This is a genomic window from Arthrobacter senegalensis (assembly GCF_059091765.1).
In genome coordinates this window covers 241629-265647 of sequence record NZ_JBNHGZ010000001.1, presented here as the reverse complement: position 1 = coordinate 265647, position 24019 = coordinate 241629, and the positions used below count along the sequence as shown (strand labels likewise).

Here is a 24019-nt window from a genome sequence, read left to right as displayed (position 1 = left end):
GGCCGCGACGCCGGCCCGGTCGGGCAAAATTCCGGGCGCCGACCGAGACGTATTAGTGTGATGTCATGACCACTCCAACTCCAGGACAGGGCCCCGCGCCGTCTTCCGTCAGCCTCCGCGGCGCCGTCGACCTGTCCGCGCTGAAAAAGCCGCAGCCGCCGGCGGGAGGCACGCCGGCCGCCGGCGCGCCGGCAGCGGGTGAAGGCGAAGCTCCGGGCTACATCGTCGAGGTCAACGAGCAGAGCTTCCAGCCGCTCGTCCAGCTGTCCGCACAGGTCCCCGTGATCGTGGAACTGACCGCGTCATGGAGCGACCTGGCGCAGCAGCTGGCCTCCGCCATGGCGGAGGTGGCGAACGAGTTCGCCGGCCGCTTTGTGCTGGCCCGGGTCGACGTCGATGCCAGTCCCGGCATCGCCCAGGCCTTCCAGCTGCAGAGCGTGCCGGCCGCCGTGGCGCTCCTGAAGGGGCAGCCGATCCCGCTGTTCCAGGGGGCGGCGACGGCCGACGAGCTGCGGCAGTTCGTCAACGAGCTGCTCAAGGTGGCACAGGCCAACGGCGTCACCGGCACCGCGCCCGGAGCGGGCGATGCCCCGGCCGAGGAAGAGAAGCCGCTGCCGCCGCTGCACCAGGAAGCGTTCGAGGCCATCGAGGCCGGGGACTTTGATCGCGCCGCCGCGGCATACCGGAAGGCGCTGGCCGAGCAGCCAGCGGACGACGAGGCGCGCACCGGCCTGTACCAGGTCCAGCTGCTGCAGCGGCTGCAGGGGGCCGATGCGGCCGGGCTGCGGGCCGCTGCGGCCGACCGGCCCGACGACCTGCAGGCCCAGCTGGCCGTTGCCGACCTGGACGTCTCGGGCGGCCATGTCGAGGACGCCTTCGCCCGCTTGGTGGGCTTCATCAGCCGCCACGCCGGGGATGAACGGGAGGCCGCCCGGGCCCGCCTCGTGGAACTGTTCGACGTGGTGGGCAGTACCGACCCGCGGGTGTCCAAGGCACGCCAGGCTCTGGCCAGGGCGCTCTTCTAAATGGCGCAGGCTGTAGCCGGCGGCCTGTTCGAGCCGCTGAAACTGCGCGGTCTGCAGCTCCTGCACCGCGGCTGGGTGGCGCCGATGTGCCAGTACTCGGTGCGGCGGGAGGACGCGCCCGGGACGCCGAACGACTGGCACCTGATGCATCTGGGCCAGTTCGCCGCCGGAGGGGCTGCGCTGATCCTCACCGAGGCGACAGCGGTTGACGCGGCCGGCCGGATCAGTCCCGAGGACACCGGCATCTGGACCGACGACCAGGCCCAGGCGTGGGGCAGGATCACGGAGTTCGTGCACCGCTATGGCTCGGCGGACACCAAAATCGGGATCCAGTTGGCCCATGCCGGGCGCAAGGCGTCGACCTACGCGCCCTTCGCCCCGAAGTCCGGCTCGGTGCCGCCCGCCGAGGGGGGCTGGCGGACCGTGGGCCCGACGGCTGCCGCCTTTGGCCGCTACGCGGCGCCGGACGCCCTGGACGAGGCCGGCATCCGGCGGGTCATCGCTGACTTCCGCGACGCGGCGGCACGTGCCGTCTGGGCCGGCTTCGACACAGTGGAGATCCACGGCGCCCACGGCTACCTGCTGCACCAGTTCCTCTCGCCGCTGGTCAATACCCGCACCGACGGCTGGGGCGGTACCGCGGCCGGGCGTGCCCGGCTGCTGCTGGAGGTGGTGGAGGCGGTCCGCGGCGTCATCCCGGACGCCATGCCGCTGCTGCTCCGCGTCTCCGCCTCCGACTGGTCGGACGGCGGGCTGGAACCGGAGGCCGTGGCCGACGTGGTGGAACAGGCCGCCGCCCGCGGCGTGGACCTGGTGGACGTCTCGAGCGGCGGCGCGGTGCACGGGGCGAACATCCCGCTGCGGCCGGGATACCAGGTGCCCTTCGCGGCCGCCATCCGGCGCCAGGCGGGCATCCCGACCGGCGCCGTCGGACTCATCACCACGGCCGCGCAGGCCGACTCGATCATCAGGGAAGGCTCGGCGGACGCGGTACTGCTCGCCCGGGCGGCGCTGCGGGACCCGCACTGGTGGCAGCGCGCCGCCGTCGAACTGGGCCACGAACTGGCGTGGGCGCCGCAATACGAGCGTGCCGCGGTGGCGGAGAAATATTAGTCCTTGCGGATGACGTCCCGGTGAACCCCCGGTTGTTAGCGTGGACACATGACTTCGCACCCATCACAACCTCCGGTCCAGCAGCCGGACGAGCAGAACAGCATAGCGGTACCGGTGCCGGGCGGCGCCGCCCCGCAGGGGTACCCGGCGCCCGGCCCTTCGGACGCTGCGCCGGCTGCCGCGCCCGACCAGGCCCCCGTTCCCGCCCAGGCACCCGTTCCCGCCCAGGGACCCGTTCCCGCCCAGGGACCCGTTCCCGCCCTCGCGGTGCGCGGTCTGGCCAAGCGCTTCGGCGACAAGATCGCCGTCAACGGCGTCAACCTGGACGTGCCCGCCGGGTCCTTCTACGGGCTGGTCGGGCCGAACGGGGCGGGCAAGACCACCTCGCTCTCCATGGCCACCGGGCTGCTGCGGCCGGATTACGGCCAGGTGTGGGTGCACGGCGTGGACGTCTGGGCCGAGCCGCTGACGGCCAAGCGCCTGATGGGCGTGTTGCCCGACGGCGTCCGGCTGTTCGACCGGCTGACCGGCGAACAGCTGGTCACCTACGCCGGGCTGCTGCGGGGCATGGACCGGGAGACCGTGGCCGCCCGCGTCCCGGACCTGCTGCGGGCCATGGACCTGACCAACGACGCCGGCACCCTGGTGGTGGACTATTCCGCCGGCATGACCAAGAAGATCGCCCTGGCCACCGCACTGATCCATGCGCCGAAGCTGTTGGTGCTGGATGAACCGTTCGAGGCGGTAGACCCGGTCTCCGCGGCGAACATCCGCGACATCCTCCACGACTACGTGGACTCCGGGGGCACGGTGATCGTGTCCAGCCACGTCATGGACCTGGTCCAGCGCATGTGCGACCACGTGGCGGTGATCGCCGGCGGCAACGTGCTGGCCGCCGGCACCGTGGACGAGGTCCGCGCCGGCGCGAGCCTGGAAGAGCGCTTCGTCCAGCTGGTCGGCGGACGGACCCAGGCGGAGGGGCTCGAGTGGTTGCGCACCTCGTAAGGCTGAAGCTGGCGCTGCTGCGCAACGGCTTCAAACGCAGCCCGTGGCAGCTGGTGGGGGTGATCCTCGGGGGCCTGTACGCGATCGGCATGCTGGCCCTGCTGATTTCCGGACTGTTCTTCCTCAGCTACACCGAGCCGGACATGGCCCGCATGGTGGTGGTGCTGGGCGGCTCCGCGGCCTTCCTAGGCTGGGCGCTGATCCCCATGATGGCCACCGGCGTGGACATGACGCTGGACCCGGCCCGGTTCGTGACCTACGCCGTGCCCATGCGCCAGCTGCTGCTCGGGCTCGCCATCGGCGGGCTGGTCGGCATCCCGGGCGTGGTGACGCTGGTCGCCGCGCTCGGGCATGCGGCCGCCTGGTGGCAGCACCCGGCCGCGCTCGTGGCCGCCGTCTTGTGCGCCCTGATCGCAACGCTGACGTGCGTGGTGCTCTCCCGCGTGACGACGTCGGCGTCCACGACGCTGGCCAGCTCGCGCCGGTTCAAGGACCTCAGCGGCGTCATCGGCATCATCCCGCTGGTGCTGCTGGGACCGATCATGGTCGGCATCGTCGAGGGGTTCCGCAGCTCGCAGGACTTCCTGCCGGCCCTGGCCGAGGGCCTGGCCTGGTCGCCGCTGGGAGCGGTCTGGGCCGTCCCCGGCGACCTGGCCCTGGGCAACTGGGGCCCGGCCGCCGCCCGGCTGCTCATCGCGGTGGCCTTCCTAGCCGTGCTGGCCTGGCTCTGGAAGCTCAGCCTGGCCCGTGCGCTGGTCACCCCGCCGTACAACGCCGTGTCCCGGAAGGCCGGCGGCAGGCTGGGCTGGTTCTCCCGGATGCCCGGAACCCCTGCCGGAGCCGTGGCGGCGCGCGCGCTCATCTACTGGTTCAAGGATCCCCGCTACGGGGCGTCCCTGGTTTCCATTCCGCTCATACCGGTGGCGGTCTTCTTCGGCCTCTCGCAGACCGGCGACTTCACCTTCATGCTGTGGATGGGCCCGATGATCGCCTTCCTGCTGTCCTTCGGCATTTCCGCGGACATCGCCTACGACAACACGGCGTTCGCGCTGCACGTCACCACCGGCGTGAGCGGACGCGCCGACCGGATCGGCCGGGCCGCGGCCTGCGCGGTGATCGCGCTGCCGGCCACCGTCGTGCTGACCGTCCTGCCGTTCGTGTTCATCGGCGGGTGGCACCTGCTCCCGCCCGTTGCCGGGGTGGCCCTCGGCGTGCTGCTGACCGGCCTGGGCCTGTCCAGCGTGGTCTCGGCCCGTTACACCTACAACGTGCCGCTGCCGGGGGAGAGCCCGTTCAAGACCCCGCCCGGCTCGACAGCCCGGATGATGCTGGTCCAGCTCGGCGGGCTCGGCGTGCTGGTGCTGCTCTCGCTGCCGGAACTGGTGCTGGCGCTGATCGGTGTCTTCACCGGCGACGCGCTGTGGGGCTGGCTGGCGCTGGCGGTCGGCCTCGTGCTCGGGGCGGTCCTGCTGGTGGTCGGCATCGAGCTGGGCGGCCGCTGGTATGACCGCCGGACGCCGGAACTCCTCCAGGCCGTGGCCAAAAACAAATAGCACACAAACCCAGCCGCGGCGGCGGGCGACGACGACGGGGGAGCCGGGCTCCGCCGTCGTCGTTCCTGTTTCAGGGGTTAAGATGGGTGGCATGAGTCTTCCCCCGGATCCTTTCGAAAACGACCCCCGCGCGCCGCAGACCCCGGGCGGGTCCACCGCGACGATCGAGCGTGAAGAACTCCGCGAAGAGCTTGAGCCCGGCGACCGGGAACGCTTCGCGCACTACGTCCGCAAGGAAAAGATCATGGAGTCGGCGCTGTCCGGCGAACCGGTGATCGCCCTCTGCGGCAAGGTGTGGGTGCCCGGCCGCGACCCGAACAAGTTCCCGGTATGCCCGGACTGCAAGGCCATCTACGAGGGCCTGCGCCCCGGCGGCGACGATTCCGGCAAGAAGAAGTAGTAACCTTCCCCACCCCACGAGCGCGGGCGCGTCCGGTGCCCGCCGCGCTTGCCCCTGCCTGCCAAGAAAGTCAGCCCTGGTTTTTTGATGCCCGAATCCACCGCCATCCGCGCGCCCGGCGCCATGTCTGCTGCCTACCGGCCGCTGACCATCGGTTTGCTGACGGTGATCACGCTGGCGGCGTTCGAGGCTGTGGCGGTGGCGACGGCGATGCCGGTGGTGGCGGCCGACCTGGAGGGCAAGTCCGCCTACGGGCTGGCGTTCTCCATGTTCCTGACCGCTTCGCTGCTGGCCAGCGTGGTGGCCGGAGTCTGGTGCGACGCGAAGGGCCCGCGCCCGGCCCTCGCCGCGGGGCTGGTGCTGATGGTCGCCGGGCTGGTCCTGTCCGGGGTGGCCGGGGAATTCTGGATCTTCACCGCGGGCCGCGCCGTGGCCGGGCTGGGCGGCGGGTTCGCAATCGTGGCCGTCTACGTGATCATCGGACAGGTCTATCCGCAGCGGCTGCAGCCGGTGGTCTTTGGCTGGCTGGCGGCGGCCTGGGTGGTGCCGTCGCTGGTGGGGCCGCTGGCCGCCGGCGTCGTCGCCCAGTACCTTTCCTGGCGCCTGGTGTTCTACGGCGTGGCGCCGATCTTCCTGCTGGCCGTGCTGGTCATCTGGCCGCAGACCGGCAGCGTGGGAGCCCCGGAGAACCCGACCACGGACAAGCGCGGCGGGCGCCTGCAGGCGATGCGGGGTCTGCTGCTGGCCGGCGGCGTGTTCCTGGCCCAGTGGGCCCTGTTCGAGGCGGTCGCCGGCGGGTCCGCCGGGAAGCTGGTGCTGATGTACGCGCTGGCGGCCGGCGGCGTGGTGCTGGCGCTGGCGGCGCTGCCCAAGCTGATGCCGCCGGGCACCTTGCGGCTGCGTCGAGGGCTGCCCAGCGTGATCGCCACCCGCGGACTGATCAACCTGGCATTCTTCGGCGCCGAGGCGTTCATCCCGCTGATGCTGGTGGCGGCGCACGGCATCTCGCCGGCCACCGCGGGCCTGGCCCTGACGGCCGGCGCGGTCGGCTGGAGCATCGGCTCCTGGCTGCAGGCACGCGTCGAGACCGCCCGGCACCGGATGCTGGTGATTGGATCCGGCATCCTGACCGCCTCCATGGGGCTGATGGCGCTGGTGTCCGCGCCGTCGGTGCCGCTCGCGGCGCTCATCGTCGTCTGGGCGCTGGCCGGGTTCTCGATGGGCATGGCCTTGTCCACCACGTCCGTGATGGTGCTGAAGCTGTCCGCCCCCCAGGAGCGCGGACGGAACTCCGCGTCGCTGCAGCTGGCCGACCAGCTGGGCGGCGTGGTGGGTACCGCCGGGGCTGGCGGATTGTTCGCGCTGCTGCGGGATCCGGACAACCCGGGCTCGGTGGGCGTCTACGTGGTCATTTGGCTGGTGCTGGCCGTGGTGGCGGCGGGCGGGATCGCCACCGGCTGGCGCAGCGCGGAACGGATTGGAAACGGAAAGGAACAACGGGAGGAGGCCGGCACATGAGCAACGACACACTATTCGGCGCCGGACCGGTGCTGCCGCCGGCTTACCCGGAACGGGCCGCCTGGGGCACCGCCCCCAAACTGCGCCAATGGCAGGCCGAGGCCCTGCAGAAGTACTTCGAGATGGCCCCGCAGGATTTCCTGGCCGTGGCTACCCCCGGCGCGGGCAAGACCACCTTCGCGCTGCGCGTGGCCACCGAACTGGTGGACCGGGGGATCGTCAACCGGATCACCGTCGTCGCCCCGACCGACCACCTCAAGCGCCAGTGGGCGGACGCCGCGGCGCGCGTTGGGCTGGCGATCGATCCCAACTTCAAGAACTCGGACGGTTCGCACGGCCGCGATTTCATCGGCGTCGCCGTTACCTACGCGCAGGTGGCCATGAAGCCGCTGTTGCACCGGGCCAAGACCGAGGCCGCCAAGACGCTGGTGATCCTCGACGAGATCCACCACGGCGGCGACGCCCTCAGCTGGGGCGACGGCATCCGAGAGGCGTTTGAACCCGCCGCCCGGCGCCTGGCGCTGACCGGCACCCCGTTCCGCTCGGATACGGCGGCGATCCCGTTCGTGGAGTATGCCGAGGACAAGGACGGCATCCGCCGCTCGCGGGCCGACTACACCTACGGCTACGGCAGCGCCCTGCGCGACCACGTGGTGCGCCCGGTCATGTTCATGGCGTACTCAGGGCAGATGCGCTGGCGCACCAGTGCGGGGGAGGAGTACGCCGCGTCGCTCGGCGAGGCCGCGGTCACCAAGGACATCACCGCGCAGGCCTGGCGCACGGCGCTGAACCCGCAGGGGCAATGGATCCCGTCGGTGCTTGCGGCCGCCGACAAGCGGCTGACCGAGGTCCGCCGGGCGGTGCCCGACGCCGGCGGCCTGGTGATCGCCACCGACCACGAGGACGCGCGGGCGTACGCCGGCCAGCTGAAGAAGATCACCGGGGAATCCGCCACCGTCATCCTTTCCGACGACGCCGGCGCCTCCGAAAAGATCGAGGCCTTTTCCGCCGGGGACAGCCGCTGGATGGTCGCCGTCCGCATGGTCTCCGAAGGCGTGGACGTGCCCCGCCTCTCGGTCGGGGTCTACGCCACCTCGACGGCCACCCCGCTGTTCTTCGCGCAGGCGGTGGGCCGCTTCGTGCGCGCCCGGAAGCGCGGCGAAACGGCGTCGGTGTTCCTTCCGTCGGTGCCGAACCTAATGGAATTGGCCAACCAGATGGAGCTGGAGCGCGACCACGCGCTGGACCGGCCGGACAAGGACAACGACGAGGGCTTCATTCCCGAAGAGGCCCTGATGGAGCAGGCCAACCGGGAAGAGTCGGCCTCGGATGCGCTGACCAAGCAGAAGTTTGAGGCGCTGGACTCCCAGGCGTCCTTCGACCGCGTGCTGTTCGACGGCGCCGAGTTCGGCACCGGGGGAGAGCTCGGCAGCGAAGAGGAACTGGACTTCCTGGGCATTCCGGGGCTGCTGGACGCGGAGCAGGTGGGCATGCTGCTGCGCCAGCGCCAGCAGGAACAGCAGTCGCGCAAACGCAAGCGTTCGGGCGGGGCCGCGGATCCCGAGCCGGCCCCGGCCGTGGTTGACCACCGGCAGCTGACCGAACTGCGCAACCAGCTGGCCAAGAACGTGTCCGCCTGGTCAGCGCGCTCCGGCATGCCGCACGGCGTGGTCCACTCCGAGCTGCGCCGGGTCTGCGGCGGCCCGCCGGTGGCCCAGGCCAACGAGGAGCAGTTGAACCGGCGCCTGAAGAAGCTCCAGGACTGGTTCATCGGCCGGAAGTAGCCGGCGGCCGGCCGGCTATTCGATGACGTCGATGCCGTAGTCGCTGAATTCGGCCAACGTCTTCTCGACGCGCCCGGCGTTGATTCCCGCCGACAGCGCCAGGTTCACGGCGGTGGCGTAGCCGGCCTGGGCGGCATCGAGGGCGGTCTGGCGGACGCAGTAGTCGGTCGCCAGCCCGGCCACCACCACCTCGTCCACCCCGTGCTCCTGCAGCCAGTCGTCCAGGCTGGGCATCTCGACCAGCTCTTCCTCCTCGTCGCCCTCACGTTCCCCGGTGGCCACCTCGTCCGCCGGTGCCAGCAGTCCGTCGAAGCCGGAGTAGCCGGCGTCGTACTGGCCCTTGCGGAAGTAGGCGTCGATCCGGTCGGTGTCCAGGTCGGGATGCAGGTCAGCCCCGCGGGTACCGGCGACGCAGTGCCGCGGCCAGCTGTCCACGAAGTCCGGCTCGTCGGAGAAGTGGCTGCCCGGATCCACGTGCCAGTCCTGGGTCGCGACCACGACGTCGTATTCGTCCGGCCGGGTCTCCAGGTGCTCGCTGATGTCGGCGGCAGTTTTCGCTCCGCCGTCGACGGCCAAGGCGCCTCCCTCGCAGAAGTCGTTCTGGACGTCGACGATGATCAGTGCGCGTGTCATGGCTGCTCCTCGAATTCGGTGGGAATGGCGGCCTCGCCGCGCTGCAGCCGGTTCACGGCGCCGGGCAGCTCGGCCATGGAAGCGGTGTGGCGTTCGGCGGCGCGGCGGACGCCCTCGGCGCCGGTCCAGCCGTCCGCCAGCTTGCCGTTCGTGACAAACTGCTGCAGCAGCGGGCGGTCGTTGCCGTCGTCGAAGGGCGGGTGGCCGATGCCGACCACCTCGGCCGTGGCCGACCCGTGCCCGTCCAGCCGGCGCAGCGCGTATTTGCGTCCGCCGACGGAAATCTTGTTCTTCGACGCCTTCGCCACCGACACCTGCTCGCCGTTGCTGCCCTCGCGGCTGACCAGTTTGTAGACCATGCTGGCGGTCGGGGCCCCGGATCCGGTGACCAGCGCGGTGCCGACGCCGTAGGAATCCACCGGAGCCGAGGCGAGGGCCGCGATCGCGTATTCGTCCAGGTCCGAGGTGACGGTGATGCGGGTGTGGTGGTTGCCCAGGTCGTCCAGCAGCTGGCGCACCCACTGGGCCTGGGCGATCAGGTCGCCGGAATCCAGCCGCACGCCGCCCAGCTCCGGACCCGCCAGGTCCACCGCCGTACGGACGGCGGTTTCGACGTCGTACGTGTCCGCCAGCAGGGTGGTACCCACGCCCAGCGAGGCCAGCTGCGCCTCGAAGGCCTGCTGCTCGGTGTCGTGCAGCAAGGTGAAGGAATGGGCGGCGGTGCCCACCGTCTTGACGCCGTACCGGTAGCCGGCTTCCAGGTTGGAGGTGCTGGAGAAGCCGCCGATCACCGCAGCCCGGGCGGCAGCCACCGCCGACTCCTCGTGCGTGCGGCGGGACCCCATCTCGATGCAGGGCCGGCTGCCGGCGGCCCCGGTCATCCGCGAGGCGGCCGAGGCGATGGCGCTGTCGTGGTTCAGCACGGACAGGATGAAGGTCTCCAGCACGCAGGCCTCGGCGAAGCTCGACTCCACCACCAGGATCGGCGAATACGGGAAGTAGGCCTCGCCCTCCGCATAGCCGTAGATGTCGCCGGAGAATCGGAAATCGGCCAGCCAGTCGATGGTGCGCGCGTCGACCACGCCGGTGCGGGCCAGGAAGTCCAGCTGGTGCTCGGAGAACGTGAAGTGTTCCAGGCCTTCGAGGATCCGGCCGGTTCCGGCCACCACGCCGTACCGGCGGCCTTCCGGCAGCCGCCGGGCGAACGCCTCGAAGACCGAACGCCGGTGCGCCGCGCCGGAGTGCAGGGCGGCCTGGAGCATGGTCAGCTCGTAATGGTCGGTGTACAGGGAGGTGCTGGGGTGCGCCCAGCCGGCTGCGATGTTCACATCCCCGACTCTAATCCTGTTTCGCCCTCCGGGCAGTTCCGCGCCGCCGTCGCCCTCCGGGCAGTTCCGCGCCGTCGTCGGGCCGGAAGGCAGTTCCGTGCCGCCGTCGCCGTCCGCGCAGTTCCGTGCCGCCGTCGCCGTCCGGGCAGTTCCGTGCCGCCGTCGGGCCGGAAGGGCGCGCCCTGCCTACAATGGAAGCCATGACCGTGAGCATCCTTCCCTCCTGCACAACCGTGCTGGACTCGGATATCGAGACGTCCCGCCGCGCGGAATCCGCCGAACTTACGGCCAAGGACACCCCGTGGGTCGTGATCGTGTGGAACGATCCGGTCAACCTGATGAGCTACGTCAGCTATGTCTTCCAAAGCTACTTCGGCTATTCGGAAACCAAGGCCCGCAAGCTGATGCTTGAGGTGCACCAGCAGGGGAAGTCGGTGGTGGCCACGGGCAGCCGCGAGCAGGCCGAGCGGGACACCGTGGCGATGCATTCGTTCGGCCTGTGGGCCACGTACCAGAAGGCGGACCAGGCGTAGATGGCCAAGGCATTCAAGCACACGCGCAAGGGAATCACCGGGTTCCTGGAACCCGCCGAGCGGGACCTGATCCGGAAGCTGTTCGCGGACGTCGTCGCCATGCTGGAAGTCGACCGGCAGGACGAGGATCCGCTCGCGGCGATCGTCGGCCTGGACATGGATGCCGCCAAGCCCCGGGACCCCGCGCTGCTCCGGTTGCTGCCGGATGCTGTGGAGCACGACGACGGCGAGGCCCTGGAGTTCCGCAAGCTCACCGAACGCTCGCTGCGGGAGGACAAGCTCGGGGCGCTGCGCGCCAGCGCGCTGCTGCTCGAACAGACGCCGCTGCACCTGACCGACGATCAGGCCCGGCTGTTCGCCCGGGCCGTGAACGACGTCCGCCTGGTGCTGGCCGAGCGGCTGGAGCTGCGCACAGACGAGGACGCCCAGGCCCTGCATGAGATCGACGACTGGTCCCAGGCCGAGGACCTCGAGACCTATCTGGCGCTGGTCTACAACTTCATGACCTGGCTTCAGGAGACCCTGATGCAGGCGTTGCTGGACGGGCTGGACCACCCGTCGGGCCGGCACCGCTGAGCGACGCCCCGGCTGCCCGGCACCGCTGAGCACGCCCCGGCGGGCCCGGCACCGCTGAGCCATGCTGCGTCGGGCCGGCACCGCTGAGCCACGCCCCCCGCGCGCCCCTAGACACGTGAACCCGAGGCCCCGAGATCGCGGGGCCACGCCCTGCGGCGGCCCGGCCACGGCCGCCGGGGATGGGCCGCAACCTTTCCGGGTCCGCGCCCAGACGGCGCCCCGGTCGGGAGGCCGCCGTCGGCGGGGAAACACTGTGAGATGGCTAACAGAAGCCGCGCAGAAGTTCGCTCAACCGGCCGCCAACGTCTTATCCTCTAGTGAACATGAGCCCGGAAAGGCAGTGAAACTGAAGATGTTGATCCAACCCGCAGCTCCGATCGGCATCTTTGATTCCGGGGTGGGTGGGCTGACCGTGGCTCGCGCAGTGATAGACCAGCTGCCCAACGAATCCATCTTGTATGTCGGCGACACCGCAAACGGCCCCTACGGACCGCTACCGATCGCCGAGGTCCGCGCGAACGCGCTGGGCGTGATGGATGAACTCGTGGACGCCGGCGTGAAGCTCCTCGTGATCGCCTGCAACTCCGCCTCGGCCGCCGTCCTGCGCGACGCCCGGGAGCGCTACACTGCCCGCTACGGCATCCCGGTGATCGAGGTGATCCAGCCGGCCGTCCGCCGCGCGGTCGCCTCCACGCGGAGCGGCAGGATCGGCGTGATCGGCACCTCGGCCACCGTCGGTTCCCGCGCCTACGAGGACACCTTCGCCGCCGCGCCGCACCTCGACGTGACCTCCGTGGCCTGCCCCCGGTTCGTGGAATACGTTGAGGCCGGCGTGACGGCCGGCCAGGAGCTGCTGTCCACCGCCGAGGAGTACCTGGAGCCGCTCAAGCGTGCCGACGTGGACACGCTGGTGCTCGGCTGCACGCACTATCCGCTGCTGACCGGCGTGATCTCCTACGTCATGGGCGACGGCGTGACGCTGGTTTCCAGCGCGGAAGAGACCGCCAAGGATGTTTACCGGTCTTTGGTGTCCCACGATCTGCTGCGTCCGGAAGGGACGCCGGGCCGGCACCACTTCATTGCCACGGGCGACGCCGCATCCTTCGAGGTGCTGGCGCGCCGGTTCCTGGGGCCGGAAGTGATCGCCGTGGAGCATGTGGAGCACGTGGCGGCGCAGTATCCCACCGGGAGCATGGCCAGGATCACCCCGGAGATGGTTGCCGCCGCGCGCGCCGGGGCGCAGGCGGGCCCGAAGGTTTCGCCGTTTGCCGGTGCATCGGGGCAGTACAACCCGGGGGAGCGGGCATGAACCTGACCATCATCGGCTGCAGCGGCTCGTTTCCCGGACCGCAGTCCCCGGCGTCGTGCTATCTGGTCAGCGCCCACGACGGCGAGCGAACCTGGCGCATCCTGCTCGACCTGGGCAACGGCGCCCTGGGCACCGCCCAGCGCTACATGGCGTTGGAGGATATCGACGCCGTCTTCCTGAGCCACCTGCACCCGGACCATTGCATGGACCTGTGCGGCCTGCATGTGGCGGTGCGCTGGAATCCCGACGGCTGGACTAAGGGCCGCATCACCGTGTGGGGGCCGGCCGCCACGGCGGACCGCATGGCCACCGCCTACGGGCTGGAATTGGATCCGGGCATGAAAGAGGAGTTCGACTTCCACGTTTGGGCGGAACGGGAACCGGTGAAGCTGGGCCCGTTCACCATCACGCCGTATCCGGTGCGCCACCCTGTCGATGAGGCCTACGCGATCCGGGTCGAGGCTACGGAGCCCACGTCCGAGGGGCCGGTCACGCGGGTGCTGGCCTACTCCGGTGACACCGACAGCTGTCCCGCACTGGTCGAAGCGGCGTTCGGCGCGGACATGTTCCTGTGCGAGGCGGCCTTCCACGAGGGACGCGACGACGCCGTCGACGGCGTGCACCTCACCGGAAAGCGGGCCGGTGCCGCTGCCACCGAGGCGCAGGTCCGGCGGCTGCTGCTGACCCACCTGCCCGTCTGGAACGACTCCGTGCGTACCGTCGAGGAGGCCCGCGAAACCTACGTCGGCGATCTCGCGGTCGCGGTAGCCGGCGTCAGCTACGTCGTTTAAGCGGCAGCGGGGCGGTGGCGGCGACGTCTTCCGGGCGGCCCTTGGACGGAGTCGGGCGCCGGCGTCTAGGCGGCCACGGCCCGGTGGCGGCTACGTCTTCCGGGCTGCGGCGGCTGCGAGCTCCGGCCCCCGAGCGACCGCGGCCGCTGCGAGCCGATAGGGTGGACTCATGATTGATGTTGATCCAGGTTCCGCCATGCCCGCTGCCGCCGCCCGCGCCGACGGCCGGACGCCCGAGCAGTTGCGTCCGATCAGCATCACTCGCGGCTGGTCCAACCAGGCTGAAGGATCGGCGCTGATCGAGTTCGGCAACACCCGCGTGCTTTGCACCGCATCGGTGACCGCGGGCGTGCCCCGCTGGCTGAAGGGCGAAGGACGCGGCTGGGTGACGGCCGAATACGCGATGCTTCCCCGTGCCACCAACACCCGTTCCGACCGCGAATCTGTCAAAGGCAAGATCGGCGGCCGCACGCACGAAATTTCCCGGCTGATCGGTCGCTCGCTCCGCTCGGTAATCGACACCAAGGCGCTGGGGGAGAACACCATCGTCTTGGACTGCGACGTGCTCCAGGCCGACGGCGGCACGCGCACCGCGGCCATCACCGGCGCCTTCGTGGCCCTTGCCGACGCCTTGCACTGGGCTAAAGAACAGAAGTTGATCGCCCGTTCGGCCCGCCCGCTCACCGACACCGTCGCGGCCGTGAGCGTCGGCATTATCGACGGCGTGCCGATGCTGGACCTGCCCTACGTCGAAGACGTGCGCGCCGAAACGGACATGAACGTGGTGGTCACCGGATCCGGACAGTTCGTGGAAGTCCAGGGCACCGCCGAGGGCGCGCCGTTCGACCGTGCGGAACTCGACGCGCTGCTGGACCTGGCTCTTGCCGGCACCGCCCAGTTGGCCCAGATCCAGCGGGACACGCTGGCGGAGACGCTGGGAGAAGTCATCCGTGGCTGACACCGCGGCCGCAGGCGCCGAGCCCGGCGGAGCGCCGGACGCCGGGCAGGAGATCGAGCCCCGGCTGGTCTTGGCCACCCGCAACCAGGGAAAGCTGCGCGAATTGCGAGACCTGCTGCGCGGCCAGATACCGGGGCTGGACGTGGACACCCAGGTGATCGACGCTGCCACCGCAGGGGTCCCGGACGTTGCCGAAACCGGACTCACCTTCGCGGAGAACTCCCTGTTGAAAGCACGCGCAGTGGCCGAAGCCACCGGACTGGTGGCGGTGGCCGACGACTCGGGCCTGGCGGTTGACGTACTCGGCGGGGCGCCCGGCATCTTCTCGGCCCGCTGGGCCGGAAAACACGGCGACGACGAAGCGAACCTGCGCCTGCTGTTGAACCAGCTGTCCGACATCGCGCCCGAGCACCGCGGGGCCGCGTTCGTCTGCGCAGCAAGCGTCGTGTCGGCGCGTCTCGAAGCCGTCGAGGAGGGCCGTCTGGCGGGCACCCTGCTGGCCGAACCGCGCGGCTCCGGCGGATTTGGCTACGACCCCATCCTGCAGCCGGCGGGGATGGACCGCAGTTGTGCCGAACTGCGGCCGGAGGAAAAGAATGCCATCAGCCACCGCGGCCAGGCGTTCCGCGCGCTGCTGCCTCACATAGTGGCGGCACTCGGCTAGGAATCGGAGAGGCCGTGCCGCAGCGCAGTCGGGGACCCGCCGCAGCGGTGGACCCGCCGCAGCGGAGGGGCCACTGTCGGCGGCTTGCGGCGCCCCCACACCTGCGGACTGACCGCTTTCTGCGGAGGATTTCTGCATCGCCCGAAACTGTCAGTGGCGGCGGATAGCCTGTTTTCAGTAGCAGTTCAGCACCATCGTTGGCCGCCGGGTAGTGGGTTTGCCGGCGGCGTCCGCGGATCCGTCCAGGATTCGTGACCGTTCATAGTCGAAGCCATGCAGCACGCATGCTGAAGATTGAGACGCTGAGATGTTTGATCCGGCCATACCCGAACCACCCGCCTCAGCAGCGCTAGCGCCCAGATCGTCTGCCACAGCGCCGAGTGCCGCAGCCACCTCTGCCGCAGCCGCGGACGCCGCAGCATCGCCTGTTGCAGGACCACTTGCCGGAGCCCCGTCTGTCACAGCCCCGCCCGCCCAAGCATCAGAAGCAGGACCACCTGCCACAGCCCCGTCTGCCGGCAGCGGTTTGTTGCGGGGCGCCGGGCCGACGGCGGGTCCGATGCGGTCTGCCGCTGTTCGGGCTGCGGCCGTTGCCCTCGAGGGCATCGACGTGGGTGCGTCGGAGCGGGAGTTGGTGGAGGAGCTGACGGCGTTGGAGGGTTTGAAGGCTGCCGCGGCGGCCGCGCAGGCCAGGGTGCAGGTCGCGTTGGAGGACTCGGTGCGTGCCCGCCGTGCCTGCGCCGGGATACCGAAAGACCGGCAGGGCGCCGGGGTGGCCGCCCAGATCGGGTTGGCCCGGCGCGAGTCCCCGCACCGTGCCGCGGTCCTGCTGAACCTCTCCCGGACCCTGGTCACACAGATGCCGCACACCCTGGCCGCCCTCGCCGCGGGGGACCTGAACGAATACCGGGCCGAGATCCTGGCCCAGGAGACCGGCTGCCTGTCCCCGGAGCACCGGGCCCGGGTGGACCGGGAACTGGCCGGGAACCGGGACCGGCTGCACGGGTTGGGGAACCGGGCGCTGCGCGCCGAAGCCAAGCGCCTGGCCTACCGGCTCGATCCCCGCTCGGTGGTGGGCCGGGCGGCGAAGGCCGAAGCGGACCGGCATGTGTCCTCCCGGCCCGAGCCGGACACGATGGTCTCGGTCCGGACCCTGCTGCCGGTCATCCAGGGGGTGGCGGTGATGGCCGCCCTGCACCGGGAAGCGGACCGGCTGCGCAGCACGGGGGACCCCCGGTCGCGGGGCCAGATGATGGCCGATACCGTGTTCGAACGGGTCACCGGCCGCAGCACCGCCGACCCGGCCCGGCTGGAAATCCAGTTGGTGATGACCGACCGTGCCCTGCTGCGGGGTGAGGCCGAGCCGGTTTGGCTGACCGGGCACGGCATCGTCCCGGCCGGTTACGCCCGCAACCTCACCCGCCCGCCGCAACCGCCGGCATCGGCGCCAGCACTGGCAGCAACCGGCGGCAGCCCGCGGGGCGGGGCCGGGCAGAAGGCGCCGCCGGCCGGGACCGAGCCGGGCTGGAAGACCGCCCGCGAGCAGGCCCAACGCACCAAGGTATTGAAACAGGCCACCGTGGAGGACGTCTGGGTCCGCCGCCTCTACACCGCGCCGGGGACCGGGCAACTGCTGGGGATGGACTCGGCCGCACGAAAATTCCCCGACGGGATGCGCCGGATGATCCACGCCCGCGACGCCGTCTGCGCAAGGCCCTGGTGCGACGCCCCGATCCGGCACATCGACCACATCGTGCCCTGGACGCAAGGCGGTGAAACGACCATGGCCAACGGCCAGGGACTGTGCGAACAATGCAACCAGTCAAAGGAAGCCGAAGGCTGGTCCAGCCGCACCCTCGACGGACCCCACCACACGGTGGAAACCACCACCCCCACCGGACACACCTACACATCCACCCCGCCACCACTGCCAGGCACACTCGCTGCAGGTGGTGCCTTCAGATCCGTGATCGCCGCCGAAGCGGCTCTAGGGGAGTCGACAGTGCGGGCACGGCGCCGTCGGCGCTTCCGACTGATGTGTAGGCGCAGCTCCCCAGATCCAGCAATAAGGGCAACTAAGTTATAGCTGCGCGGATTGCTCGCGAACTGCACCTCTTCGGGTGTCCGGACCGTCCAGACCCGACGCCCGGTTCGGTCTTGACGGGGGCGGTAAGGCAGACTTGTACACGATGAGCATGCTGATCCCTTACCTGATGTCCGGTCCCCGCCCTGCCCAGTCCGCAGATGATACCTCTGCCCTCACCGGGGTGGCCGAGTGGGCCGTAGGGCTGATGGAAGGCATCGGGGCACCAGGCGCGGGTCTGGCGATCGCGCTGGAAAATCTTTTCCCGCCGCTGCCCAGTGAAGTGGTGCTCCCGCTGGCAGGCTTCACGGCCAGCCGTGGCAGCTTCAGCCTTATCGAGGCGCTGGTATGGACCACGCTGGGCTCGATTATCGGCGCGTGGGCGCTTTACGGGTTGGGCGCTTGGCTGGGCCGAGGGCGCATGCGCGCCATCGCCGACAAGCTTCCGCTGATCGACTTGGAAGACGTGGACAGGGTGGAAGCCTGGTTCAACCGCCACGGCTACAAGGCAGTCTTCTTTGGCCGCATGATCCCGATCTTCCGCAGCCTGATTTCCATCCCCGCCGGCATCGAGCGCATGCCGATGGGCAAGTTCCTCTCGCTGACCGCAGCCGGGAGCCTGATCTGGAACAGCATCTTTGTGCTGGCCGGCTTCTACTTGGGGGAGAACTGGCACATCGTGGAGGAGTATGCCGGCGTCTTCCAGAAGATCGTGATTGTCGTCGTCGTTGTTGCGGGTCTGTACTGGTTGACCACCAGGATCCGCAAGATCAGGAACCGGCGGGCGTAGGTAGCTGCTAAGGGCTGGTCCTCCCATCGGTCAGCTTTGCCGCCGGCCCTGTAGACCTTCCGTTCCGCCGCCAGTTCCTCCGCACCACGAATCCTGCTCTAGCCCCCACCGGCCCTTACGGCGACGGACGCCACGCCGCTGACACCCCGCTGCCTTTACACCTTGACGGGCCCCCGGCCGCCACCGTGCTGCCCTCACGCCGTTGACGGGCCGCCGGCCGCCAGGCATCGCCCTCACACCCCTTGACGGCAGTCCGCCGCCACCGTGATCCCTCACATCCTTGACGGGGCCTGCGCCGCCACCGTGATGCCCGCGGGCCCAAGTGCGCCGCCGCCGTATTGACGGGAACTGCCTGGCGTCCGCACCCCGGAGCCCGCGTACGAGCTCCGGGCCGGCTCGGCCTAGGCGTTCAGTCGCCCCATCCTCCTCCAGTTGACAACAGCTCCACCTGTTGTATGGTTAGCTACACAAGTAATGAACCCCTGCACCGAAAGGCGGTGCAAGGGGCCGGGAAAAGGAGCGGCAGTGATCGATGACTCAAAGCCGATCTTCCTCCAGATCGCCGAACGCGTTGAGAACGACATCGTGGACGGGGCGCTGGCCGAGGAAGGCCAGGTGCCGTCCACCAACGAGTTCGCCGCCTTCTACCGGATCAATCCCGCCACCGCGGCCAAAGGCGTCAACCGCTTGGTCGATGACGGGATTCTGTACAAAAAGCGGGGGATCGGCATGTTCGTAGCCGCCGGAGCCCGCTCCCGCTTACTGGCCCGCCGGCGTGACGACTTCTACCGCGAGTACGTTCAGCCGATGGCCCGGGAAGCACGAAAACTGGGTATCAGCACCGATCAGCTGACCGCAATGCTCCACCGCACCGAGTCCACCAGCGACATGACAGAGGGAAGCGTGTCCCCATGAGCTACCAGAACACACCCGCCATCGAACTGAGGCAGGTGAGCAAGTCCTACCGCGATGCCAAGGCACTGGACAACGTCAGCCTGCGTCTGGAGGGCAACCGGATCTACGGTCTGCTGGGTCGAAACGGCGCCGGCAAGACCACCCTGATGTCGGTGCTCACTGGCCAAGGCTTCCAGAGCAGCGGTGAAGCCCTGGTCTTCGGGCAGCACCCGTATGAAAACGACGCCGTGCTGTCGCGGATCTGTTTCATCCGGGAATCACAGAAGTACCCGGACGATTTCACCCCCCGGCAGGCGTTCAAGTCCGCAGCCCTGTTCTTTCGGAACTGGGACCAGGCCTACGCAGACCGGTTGGTCGAGGATTTTCAGCTCCCGCCCAAACGGCGGATCAAGAAGCTCTCCCGCGGCCAGCTCTCCGCCGTCGGCGTGATCATCGGGCTGGCGTCCCGCGCGGAGATAACATTCTTCGACGAGCCGTATCTGGGGCTCGACGCCGTGGCCCGCCAGATCTTCTATGACCGGCTGGTCGAGGACTTCGCTCACCATCAGCGCACCATCATCCTTTCCTCGCACTTGATCGACGAGGTGGCGAACCTGCTGGAGCACGTCGTGCTGATCGACCGCGGCCGGATCATCATGGACGACGACGCCGAAGCGATCCGCGGGACGGCCTTCACCGTGTCCGGCAGCGCCGCAGCAGTCAGGTCCTTCGCGGCGGGGCGGGAAGTGTTGCACCGCGAATCGCTGGGCTCACTGGCCTCGTGGACCATCGACGGCAGGCTCTCGGATGGCGAACGCGCCGAGGCTGCGGAACTCGGTGTGGAGTTGGCGCCGGTGTCGCTCCAACAACTGGTCGTGCGGAAGACCACTGCTGCAACCGATGCCGTCGCCGATGCCGACTCCGAGCTGGAGGTCTTGAAATGAACCGCGTCATCAACGTAGCGCGCATGCAGTTGATCAATAAGTGGACCTTCCTGGGCATCCCCGCCGTAATCCTGCTGGCCTCCTTTCTGGTGACCCTGGCCATCTGGGCGATGATTCCTGCCGACGGCGGGACGCTGTATTCCGGAACCGCGCAGGCGGTGATGTGGTACTTCCTGGCGCTGGGCATTCAGTCGCTGACACTGACGTTCCCGTTCTCGCAGGCGATGAGCGTGAGCCGCCGTACCTTTTACCTCGGCACCGTCGGCCTGTTCGCCGTGGTCGCCCTTGCCGTCAGTGTCCTGTACTACCTGCTGGGCCTGCTGGAAATTGCCACCGGCGGCTGGGGCTTCAACGGCAGGATGTATGCCCTGGGCTGGATCGCCGACAGCAGCCCGATGGTGCAGATCCTGTTCTACTTCATCGCCATGGTGGCGTTGTTCATGATCGGTTTCTGGTTCGCTACCATCTACAAGCGCTGGCAGGCGACCGGGATGTTAATCACATGGGTCGCGATCGCCGTGGTCCTGATCGGGCTGCTGGGCCTTATCGCCTGGCAGGGCTGGTGGCCGGCCGTCGGCGGGTGGCTGGTGGCCCAGACCCCGCTGAGCACCTCCGGCTGGACGGCGCTGTTCTGCGCGGCCCTGGCGGCCGGGTCCTACCTGACCCTCCGCCGGGCCACCCCCTGACCATGCCTTGACCCGCCCGCAGGACGGCGGCCCCAGCACGCGCGCCGGGGCCGCCGTCGGGGCGTGTTGCGGGCGCAGAACCGTCCGTGCCGTCGCTTAGGGTTGAACGCGTGGCAGTTGACTTCACGGCGATCGATTTCGAGACGGCAAACGGGTTCCGGGGCTCCCCATGCTCCGTCGGCTTGAGCAAGGTCCGTGACGGCCGGATCGTCGAGGAAGCCTCCTGGCTGATGCGGCCGCCGGAGGGCTTCGACCACTTCGACCGGCGCAACGTCCAGATCCACGGCATCACCGCGGGCATGGTGGCGGGAAAGCCGCGTTTCGGCGAGATCTTCGCCGACCTGGCAGCCTTCATCGGCTCCGACGTGCTGGTCGCCCACAACGCCGCCTTCGACATGGGCGTGATCCGATCGGCTCTGGAGGTCTCGGAACTCTCCGGGCCGGCCTACGACTACGCCTGCACCGTCATCCTGTCGCGGCGCAGCTATTCGCTGGTGTCCTATTCCCTGCCGTTCGTCGCCGAGGCCGCAGGCGTGCCGCTGCACAACCACCACGACGCCGTGGCGGACGCGCGGGCCTGCGCCGGCATCATGATCGACATCGCCGGGCGCAACTCGGCCGGCAGCATTCCCGAGCTGCTGACCGCCCTGCAGTTGCGCGCCTCGCGCCTGGAGGCCTACCTCCACGGCAGCGCGGCGGTGTCCAAACCCACCCGAACCGCGCTCGAGCGGCAGGCGCTGGGTGCGGCCGGCGGCGCCGCACCGTCGTCGGCCTGGACCTACTGGCCGGACGAGGGGGAGAACCCCGAGCCCAACCATGCGGCCGACGACTCCCACCCGCTGTACGGCCAGACCGTGGTGTTCACCGGCAATCTGGGCCTGTCGCGGCAGGAGGCGAAGAACCGGGCGGCGGAGCTGGGGGCCCGGCCGGCCAGCAACGTCACCCGGAAGACCACCGTGCTCGTCGTCGGCGACGGTTTCGTCGCCTCCGACCTCAAGAGCGGCCGCGTCACGGCCAAGGCACACAAGGTGCTGCAGCTGCACAGCAGGGGCCAGCAGATCGAGGTGCTGTCCGAAGGCGAGTTCTTGCAGATGATCGGGGGACGCTGGCCCGCACACAGCGCCTGACCCGCCGCCGTCGAAAGCCGCCGGCGTCGACCCGCCGCCGGAGTCAGAGCCGGAGGCCTACCCCGGTGAGTTCCTCGGACAGGTCGATCAGCCGCGAGGCGGCGTTGCGCTCGCGGGCGTGCCGCCGGGGCGCGACGACGGCGGGGCGTCCGGTCAGCTGAAACGGCCCGTCCGGTCCCCAGTAGTCGCCGTTGCGGACCTCCTCGGCGGCTGCCGCGTGCACCAGCGGCCGGGCGCCGGCGTCCTTGCCCTGCGCCACCAGCCCGAAAAGCACCCGTTGCCAGCCCGCCGCCGGACGCGACAGCTGCAGGCCCGGCCGGTCCGGGGTGAAGTATCTGCGCGCGTACCCGGGATGGGCCACCACGGAAGCGACCGGCGAGCCCACCGCGTGAAGCCGGTTCGCCAGCTCGAATCCGAAACTCATCACCGCCAGCTTGGACAGCGCGTAGGACCGGTAGCTGGAGTACCGGGCCGGCAAAGCGGCCCGGCGGAAGTCCGGCCGGACCCAGCGATGGCTGATGCTGCCCACATGCACCACGCGGCCTCGGCTGCGGCGCAGTACAGGCATCAGCCCGGCGACGAGCGCGAAGTGGCCCAGGTGGTTGGTGCCGAACTGCAGTTCGAAGCCGTCGGCGGTGAACTGCAGTTCCCGGGAACCGATTACCCCGGCGTTGGCCAGCAGGGCATCGATCCGCCCCCGCTCGGCAAGTTCGCCTGCCGCTTGCCGGACCGAGGCCAGATTGGCAAGATCCAGCTCCTGGAAGTGCACGTCCGCGCCGGGCACAGTGCGGCGGACGGCTTCCATGGCTGCCCGGGCGCGTGCCGCATCACGGGCAGCCATGACCACCGTGGCTCCCGCCGCGGCCAGCTGTTCACTGGCGAAGTAGCCGAGGCCGGCGCTGGCACCGGTCACGAGGATCGTCTTCCCGTCCTGGCGGGGCAGCGCAGGGGCAGCGCGGTCGTGGTCCACGGGCTCAGCCCTGGGTTTGCGCCAGGAAGCGCTCCGCCATGCCGAGGATGACGTCGGGGGCCTCCAGTGCGCCCAGCCATTCGGCGGGGAGCGCCGCTTCGCCGTAATGGGCGCCCAGGAGGTTCCCGGCGAGGCTGCCGGCCGAGTCGCTGTCGCCGTCGTGATTAATGGCCGCGGCGACCGCCCGGCGGAAGTGGTGCTCCGGCGTCGTGCTGTCCGCCGTCGCCAAGACGGCGTAGAGGGCGATGGCCAGGGCTTCCTCGGCCACCCGGCCCAGGCCCAGCGTGGCGGTCAGCACGGCCGGCTGCACGGGGCCGCCTGCCGACAGCTCGATGGCGGCGCGCAGCCTCCCTGCCAACTCGGCGGCGGCCGGGTCCTGCTCGGTGCGGGCCAGCAGGGCCACGGCGGCGCCGGGCAGCGTGGCCTGTTCGTGCACCAGCAGCCGGATCAGCGTGGCGAACGTTGCCGCGCTCTGGTGGGCCGTCGGATGGCCGTGGGTGAGCGCGGAGCCGTCCGTGGCCAGCCGCTGGACTGTCTGGTCGTCGACGAACGGCAGCAGCCCGAACGGAGCCGACCGGACCACTGTGCCGCAGTCCTTCGAGTCCCGGTTGACCGGGCGCGCCCGCGTTCCCATTTCCCCGGTGGCCAGGCCGGACAGGCAGTCGGCGTCGGGGGCGCGGCGGGCGTGCAGCACCCCCTGTTCGTCGATCCAGCGCGGCTGGGGCTCCGGCGCGTTGTCCGGAAAGCGGCCCTCCTGGGTGGCGTACCAGCGCAGGTAAGCCAGCCAGAGGCAGGCGGCTTCGTCGGCGGCGGTACCGGCATTGGCCCATTCCAGCACCTCGGTCAGCCCGTCGAGGGTATAAAGCGTCAGCTGCGTGTCGTCGGAGAAGTGGCCGGGCTCCGCCAGTTGGGAGAAGTCCCGCAGCCCGTCCGCCCCGAAGCGTCCGGCGATCGCGTCGAAGGAGTCGAATTCGACGCCGGCCCCCAGCTGGTCCGCCAGGGCGCCCCCGAGCAGGCAGCCGCGCACCCGCGAGGCGAAGTCCGGCACCGCGTGGGCCGGCATCTCCGGCTGGGTAATGGGCGGCGGCGCGGCGGCGGGAACCGGTGTGGGCTGGGCAGCGTCGGGAGCGGGCCGCATGGTGCCGGGAGGAGGCGGCGCGCTGCCGGCGAAGTCCGGCGCGTCGGCGGAGGGGGAACCGGGGAGCGGGGCGTCGTTAGTCACGACTACCAGCTTAGGCGCGGGACCGGACCTTTCGCCGGGCATCCTTCCCGGGCAGCACCCAGCTTTTTCACAGACCCCGATGCCAGAGTGGAGTAGTTTTGAGTAATCCGCCG

The 24019-nt window shown here is 69.9% G+C and carries 23 protein-coding genes; 19 read left to right on the top strand and 4 right to left on the bottom strand.

Annotated features, from left to right (window positions below):
- Window positions 1-65: 65 nt before the first annotated feature.
- The 7 genes from AC5RVG_RS01215 (at window position 66) to AC5RVG_RS01185 (ending at window position 8398) form a co-directional block, all read left to right on the top strand.
- Complete coding sequence (locus AC5RVG_RS01215; protein ID WP_494012419.1) at window positions 66-1025, top strand: tetratricopeptide repeat protein; 960 nt, start codon at window positions 66-68, stop codon at window positions 1023-1025.
- Complete coding sequence (locus AC5RVG_RS01210) at window positions 1026-2138, top strand: NADH:flavin oxidoreductase/NADH oxidase (protein WP_494012418.1); 1113 nt, start codon at window positions 1026-1028, stop codon at window positions 2136-2138.
- A gap of 48 nt (window positions 2139-2186) precedes the next feature.
- Window positions 2187-3143: an ABC transporter ATP-binding protein gene (locus AC5RVG_RS01205; protein ID WP_494012417.1), complete on the top strand. Its 957-nt coding sequence runs from the start codon at window positions 2187-2189 to the stop codon at window positions 3141-3143.
- On the top strand, window positions 3125-4696 hold the full coding sequence (locus tag AC5RVG_RS01200; RefSeq protein ID WP_494012416.1) for a transporter: 1572 nt from the start codon (window positions 3125-3127) through the stop codon (window positions 4694-4696). The genes AC5RVG_RS01205 and AC5RVG_RS01200 overlap by 19 nt, the downstream gene beginning before the upstream one ends.
- 91 nt (window positions 4697-4787) lie before the next feature.
- Window positions 4788-5096, top strand: coding sequence for a DUF3039 domain-containing protein (locus tag AC5RVG_RS01195; RefSeq protein WP_493979734.1), 309 nt, complete (start codon window positions 4788-4790; stop codon window positions 5094-5096).
- 87 nt (window positions 5097-5183) lie between these two features.
- Window positions 5184-6614: an MFS transporter gene (locus AC5RVG_RS01190; protein ID WP_494012415.1), complete on the top strand. Its 1431-nt coding sequence runs from the start codon at window positions 5184-5186 to the stop codon at window positions 6612-6614.
- Entirely contained in the window at window positions 6611-8398 is a 1788-nt protein-coding gene (locus AC5RVG_RS01185; RefSeq protein WP_494012414.1) for a DEAD/DEAH box helicase, read from the top strand. The genes AC5RVG_RS01190 and AC5RVG_RS01185 overlap by 4 nt, the downstream gene beginning before the upstream one ends.
- A 15-nt stretch (window positions 8399-8413) precedes the next feature.
- On the opposite strand, the gene AC5RVG_RS01180 is transcribed toward AC5RVG_RS01185, so the two are convergent.
- Both AC5RVG_RS01180 and AC5RVG_RS01175 read right to left on the bottom strand, forming a co-directional pair.
- Window positions 8414-9031: an isochorismatase family protein gene (locus AC5RVG_RS01180; protein WP_494000105.1), complete on the bottom strand. Its 618-nt coding sequence runs from the start codon at window positions 9029-9031 to the stop codon at window positions 8414-8416.
- A complete protein-coding gene (locus tag AC5RVG_RS01175; protein ID WP_494012413.1) occupies window positions 9028-10359 on the bottom strand; it encodes a nicotinate phosphoribosyltransferase in 1332 nt (443 codons plus the stop codon). The genes AC5RVG_RS01180 and AC5RVG_RS01175 overlap by 4 nt, the downstream gene beginning before the upstream one ends.
- 200 nt (window positions 10360-10559) lie before the next feature.
- On the opposite strand from AC5RVG_RS01175, the gene clpS reads away from it, so the two are divergent.
- The 12 genes from clpS to AC5RVG_RS01115 all read left to right on the top strand — a co-directional run bounded on the left by clpS (window position 10560) and on the right by AC5RVG_RS01115 (window position 21714).
- Window positions 10560-10892: an ATP-dependent Clp protease adapter ClpS gene (clpS, locus tag AC5RVG_RS01170; protein WP_493979739.1), complete on the top strand. Its 333-nt coding sequence runs from the start codon at window positions 10560-10562 to the stop codon at window positions 10890-10892.
- On the top strand, window positions 10893-11468 hold the full coding sequence (locus AC5RVG_RS01165) for a DUF2017 domain-containing protein (RefSeq protein ID WP_494012412.1): 576 nt from the start codon (window positions 10893-10895) through the stop codon (window positions 11466-11468).
- A 352-nt stretch (window positions 11469-11820) separates the two neighbouring features.
- Window positions 11821-12777, top strand: a complete 957-nt coding sequence (murI, locus tag AC5RVG_RS01160) for a glutamate racemase (protein WP_494001275.1) — start codon at window positions 11821-11823, stop codon at window positions 12775-12777.
- Window positions 12774-13568 carry an MBL fold metallo-hydrolase gene (locus AC5RVG_RS01155; RefSeq protein WP_494012411.1) on the top strand — a complete coding sequence of 265 codons (795 nt, stop codon included), beginning with the start codon at window positions 12774-12776 and terminating at the stop codon, window positions 13566-13568. The genes murI and AC5RVG_RS01155 overlap by 4 nt, the downstream gene beginning before the upstream one ends.
- Before the next feature lie 169 nt (window positions 13569-13737).
- The gene (gene rph / locus AC5RVG_RS01150) at window positions 13738-14526 is read left to right on the top strand and encodes a ribonuclease PH (protein ID WP_493979743.1); all 789 of its coding nucleotides are present in this window, start codon (window positions 13738-13740) and stop codon (window positions 14524-14526) included.
- 52 nt (window positions 14527-14578) lie between these two features.
- Window positions 14579-15190, top strand: a complete 612-nt coding sequence (rdgB, locus tag AC5RVG_RS01145) for an RdgB/HAM1 family non-canonical purine NTP pyrophosphatase (RefSeq protein WP_494001274.1) — start codon at window positions 14579-14581, stop codon at window positions 15188-15190.
- Window positions 15191-15749: 559 nt separating this feature from the next.
- Window positions 15750-17276 carry an HNH endonuclease gene (locus AC5RVG_RS01140; protein ID WP_494012410.1) on the top strand — a complete coding sequence of 509 codons (1527 nt, stop codon included), beginning with the start codon at window positions 15750-15752 and terminating at the stop codon, window positions 17274-17276.
- Window positions 17277-17385: 109 nt separating this feature from the next.
- Window positions 17386-18063: a DedA family protein gene (locus AC5RVG_RS01135; protein ID WP_494012989.1), complete on the top strand. Its 678-nt coding sequence runs from the start codon at window positions 17386-17388 to the stop codon at window positions 18061-18063.
- A gap of 525 nt (window positions 18064-18588) precedes the next feature.
- On the top strand, window positions 18589-18978 hold the full coding sequence (locus AC5RVG_RS01130; protein WP_494000099.1) for a GntR family transcriptional regulator: 390 nt from the start codon (window positions 18589-18591) through the stop codon (window positions 18976-18978).
- Window positions 18975-19901: an ABC transporter ATP-binding protein gene (locus AC5RVG_RS01125; protein WP_494000098.1), complete on the top strand. Its 927-nt coding sequence runs from the start codon at window positions 18975-18977 to the stop codon at window positions 19899-19901. Before AC5RVG_RS01130 ends, AC5RVG_RS01125 begins: the two co-directional genes overlap by 4 nt.
- Window positions 19898-20587, top strand: coding sequence for a hypothetical protein (locus tag AC5RVG_RS01120; protein WP_494012409.1), 690 nt, complete (start codon window positions 19898-19900; stop codon window positions 20585-20587). The genes AC5RVG_RS01125 and AC5RVG_RS01120 overlap by 4 nt, the downstream gene beginning before the upstream one ends.
- A 110-nt stretch (window positions 20588-20697) precedes the next feature.
- A complete protein-coding gene (locus AC5RVG_RS01115; protein WP_494012408.1) occupies window positions 20698-21714 on the top strand; it encodes a 3'-5' exonuclease in 1017 nt (338 codons plus the stop codon).
- 43 nt (window positions 21715-21757) lie between these two features.
- Here AC5RVG_RS01115 and AC5RVG_RS01110 read toward each other — a convergent pair whose 3' ends face one another.
- Both AC5RVG_RS01110 and AC5RVG_RS01105 read right to left on the bottom strand, forming a co-directional pair.
- On the bottom strand, window positions 21758-22684 hold the full coding sequence (locus tag AC5RVG_RS01110; protein WP_494012407.1) for an SDR family NAD(P)-dependent oxidoreductase: 927 nt from the start codon (window positions 22682-22684) through the stop codon (window positions 21758-21760).
- A gap of 4 nt (window positions 22685-22688) precedes the next feature.
- The gene (locus AC5RVG_RS01105) at window positions 22689-23747 is read right to left on the bottom strand and encodes an ADP-ribosylglycohydrolase family protein (RefSeq protein WP_494012988.1); all 1059 of its coding nucleotides are present in this window, start codon (window positions 23745-23747) and stop codon (window positions 22689-22691) included.
- Window positions 23748-24019: the final 272 nt, after the last annotated feature.

Excerpts from the sequence above, each read along its gene's own strand:
- AC5RVG_RS01215 (WP_494012419.1), top strand. The coding sequence starts at position 66 with ATGACCACTCCAACTCCAGGACAGGGCCCCGCGCCGTCTTCCGTCAGC.
- AC5RVG_RS01210 (WP_494012418.1), top strand. The coding sequence starts at position 1,026 with ATGGCGCAGGCTGTAGCCGGCGGCCTGTTCGAGCCGCTGAAACTGCGC.
- AC5RVG_RS01205 (WP_494012417.1), top strand. The coding sequence starts at position 2,187 with ATGACTTCGCACCCATCACAACCTCCGGTCCAGCAGCCGGACGAGCAG.
- AC5RVG_RS01195 (WP_493979734.1), top strand. The coding sequence starts at position 4,788 with ATGAGTCTTCCCCCGGATCCTTTCGAAAACGACCCCCGCGCGCCGCAG.
- AC5RVG_RS01190 (WP_494012415.1), top strand. The coding sequence starts at position 5,184 with ATGCCCGAATCCACCGCCATCCGCGCGCCCGGCGCCATGTCTGCTGCC.
- AC5RVG_RS01185 (WP_494012414.1), top strand. The coding sequence starts at position 6,611 with ATGAGCAACGACACACTATTCGGCGCCGGACCGGTGCTGCCGCCGGCT.
- AC5RVG_RS01180 (WP_494000105.1), bottom strand. The coding sequence starts at position 9,031 with ATGACACGCGCACTGATCATCGTCGACGTCCAGAACGACTTCTGCGAG.
- clpS (WP_493979739.1), top strand. The coding sequence starts at position 10,560 with ATGACCGTGAGCATCCTTCCCTCCTGCACAACCGTGCTGGACTCGGAT.
- AC5RVG_RS01165 (WP_494012412.1), top strand. The coding sequence starts at position 10,893 with ATGGCCAAGGCATTCAAGCACACGCGCAAGGGAATCACCGGGTTCCTG.
- murI (WP_494001275.1), top strand. The coding sequence starts at position 11,821 with ATGTTGATCCAACCCGCAGCTCCGATCGGCATCTTTGATTCCGGGGTG.
- AC5RVG_RS01155 (WP_494012411.1), top strand. The coding sequence starts at position 12,774 with ATGAACCTGACCATCATCGGCTGCAGCGGCTCGTTTCCCGGACCGCAG.
- rph (WP_493979743.1), top strand. The coding sequence starts at position 13,738 with ATGATTGATGTTGATCCAGGTTCCGCCATGCCCGCTGCCGCCGCCCGC.
- AC5RVG_RS01140 (WP_494012410.1), top strand. The coding sequence starts at position 15,750 with ATGCGGTCTGCCGCTGTTCGGGCTGCGGCCGTTGCCCTCGAGGGCATC.
- AC5RVG_RS01135 (WP_494012989.1), top strand. The coding sequence starts at position 17,386 with ATGCTGATCCCTTACCTGATGTCCGGTCCCCGCCCTGCCCAGTCCGCA.
- AC5RVG_RS01125 (WP_494000098.1), top strand. The coding sequence starts at position 18,975 with ATGAGCTACCAGAACACACCCGCCATCGAACTGAGGCAGGTGAGCAAG.
- AC5RVG_RS01120 (WP_494012409.1), top strand. The coding sequence starts at position 19,898 with ATGAACCGCGTCATCAACGTAGCGCGCATGCAGTTGATCAATAAGTGG.
- AC5RVG_RS01105 (WP_494012988.1), bottom strand. The coding sequence starts at position 23,747 with ATGCCGGCCCACGCGGTGCCGGACTTCGCCTCGCGGGTGCGCGGCTGC.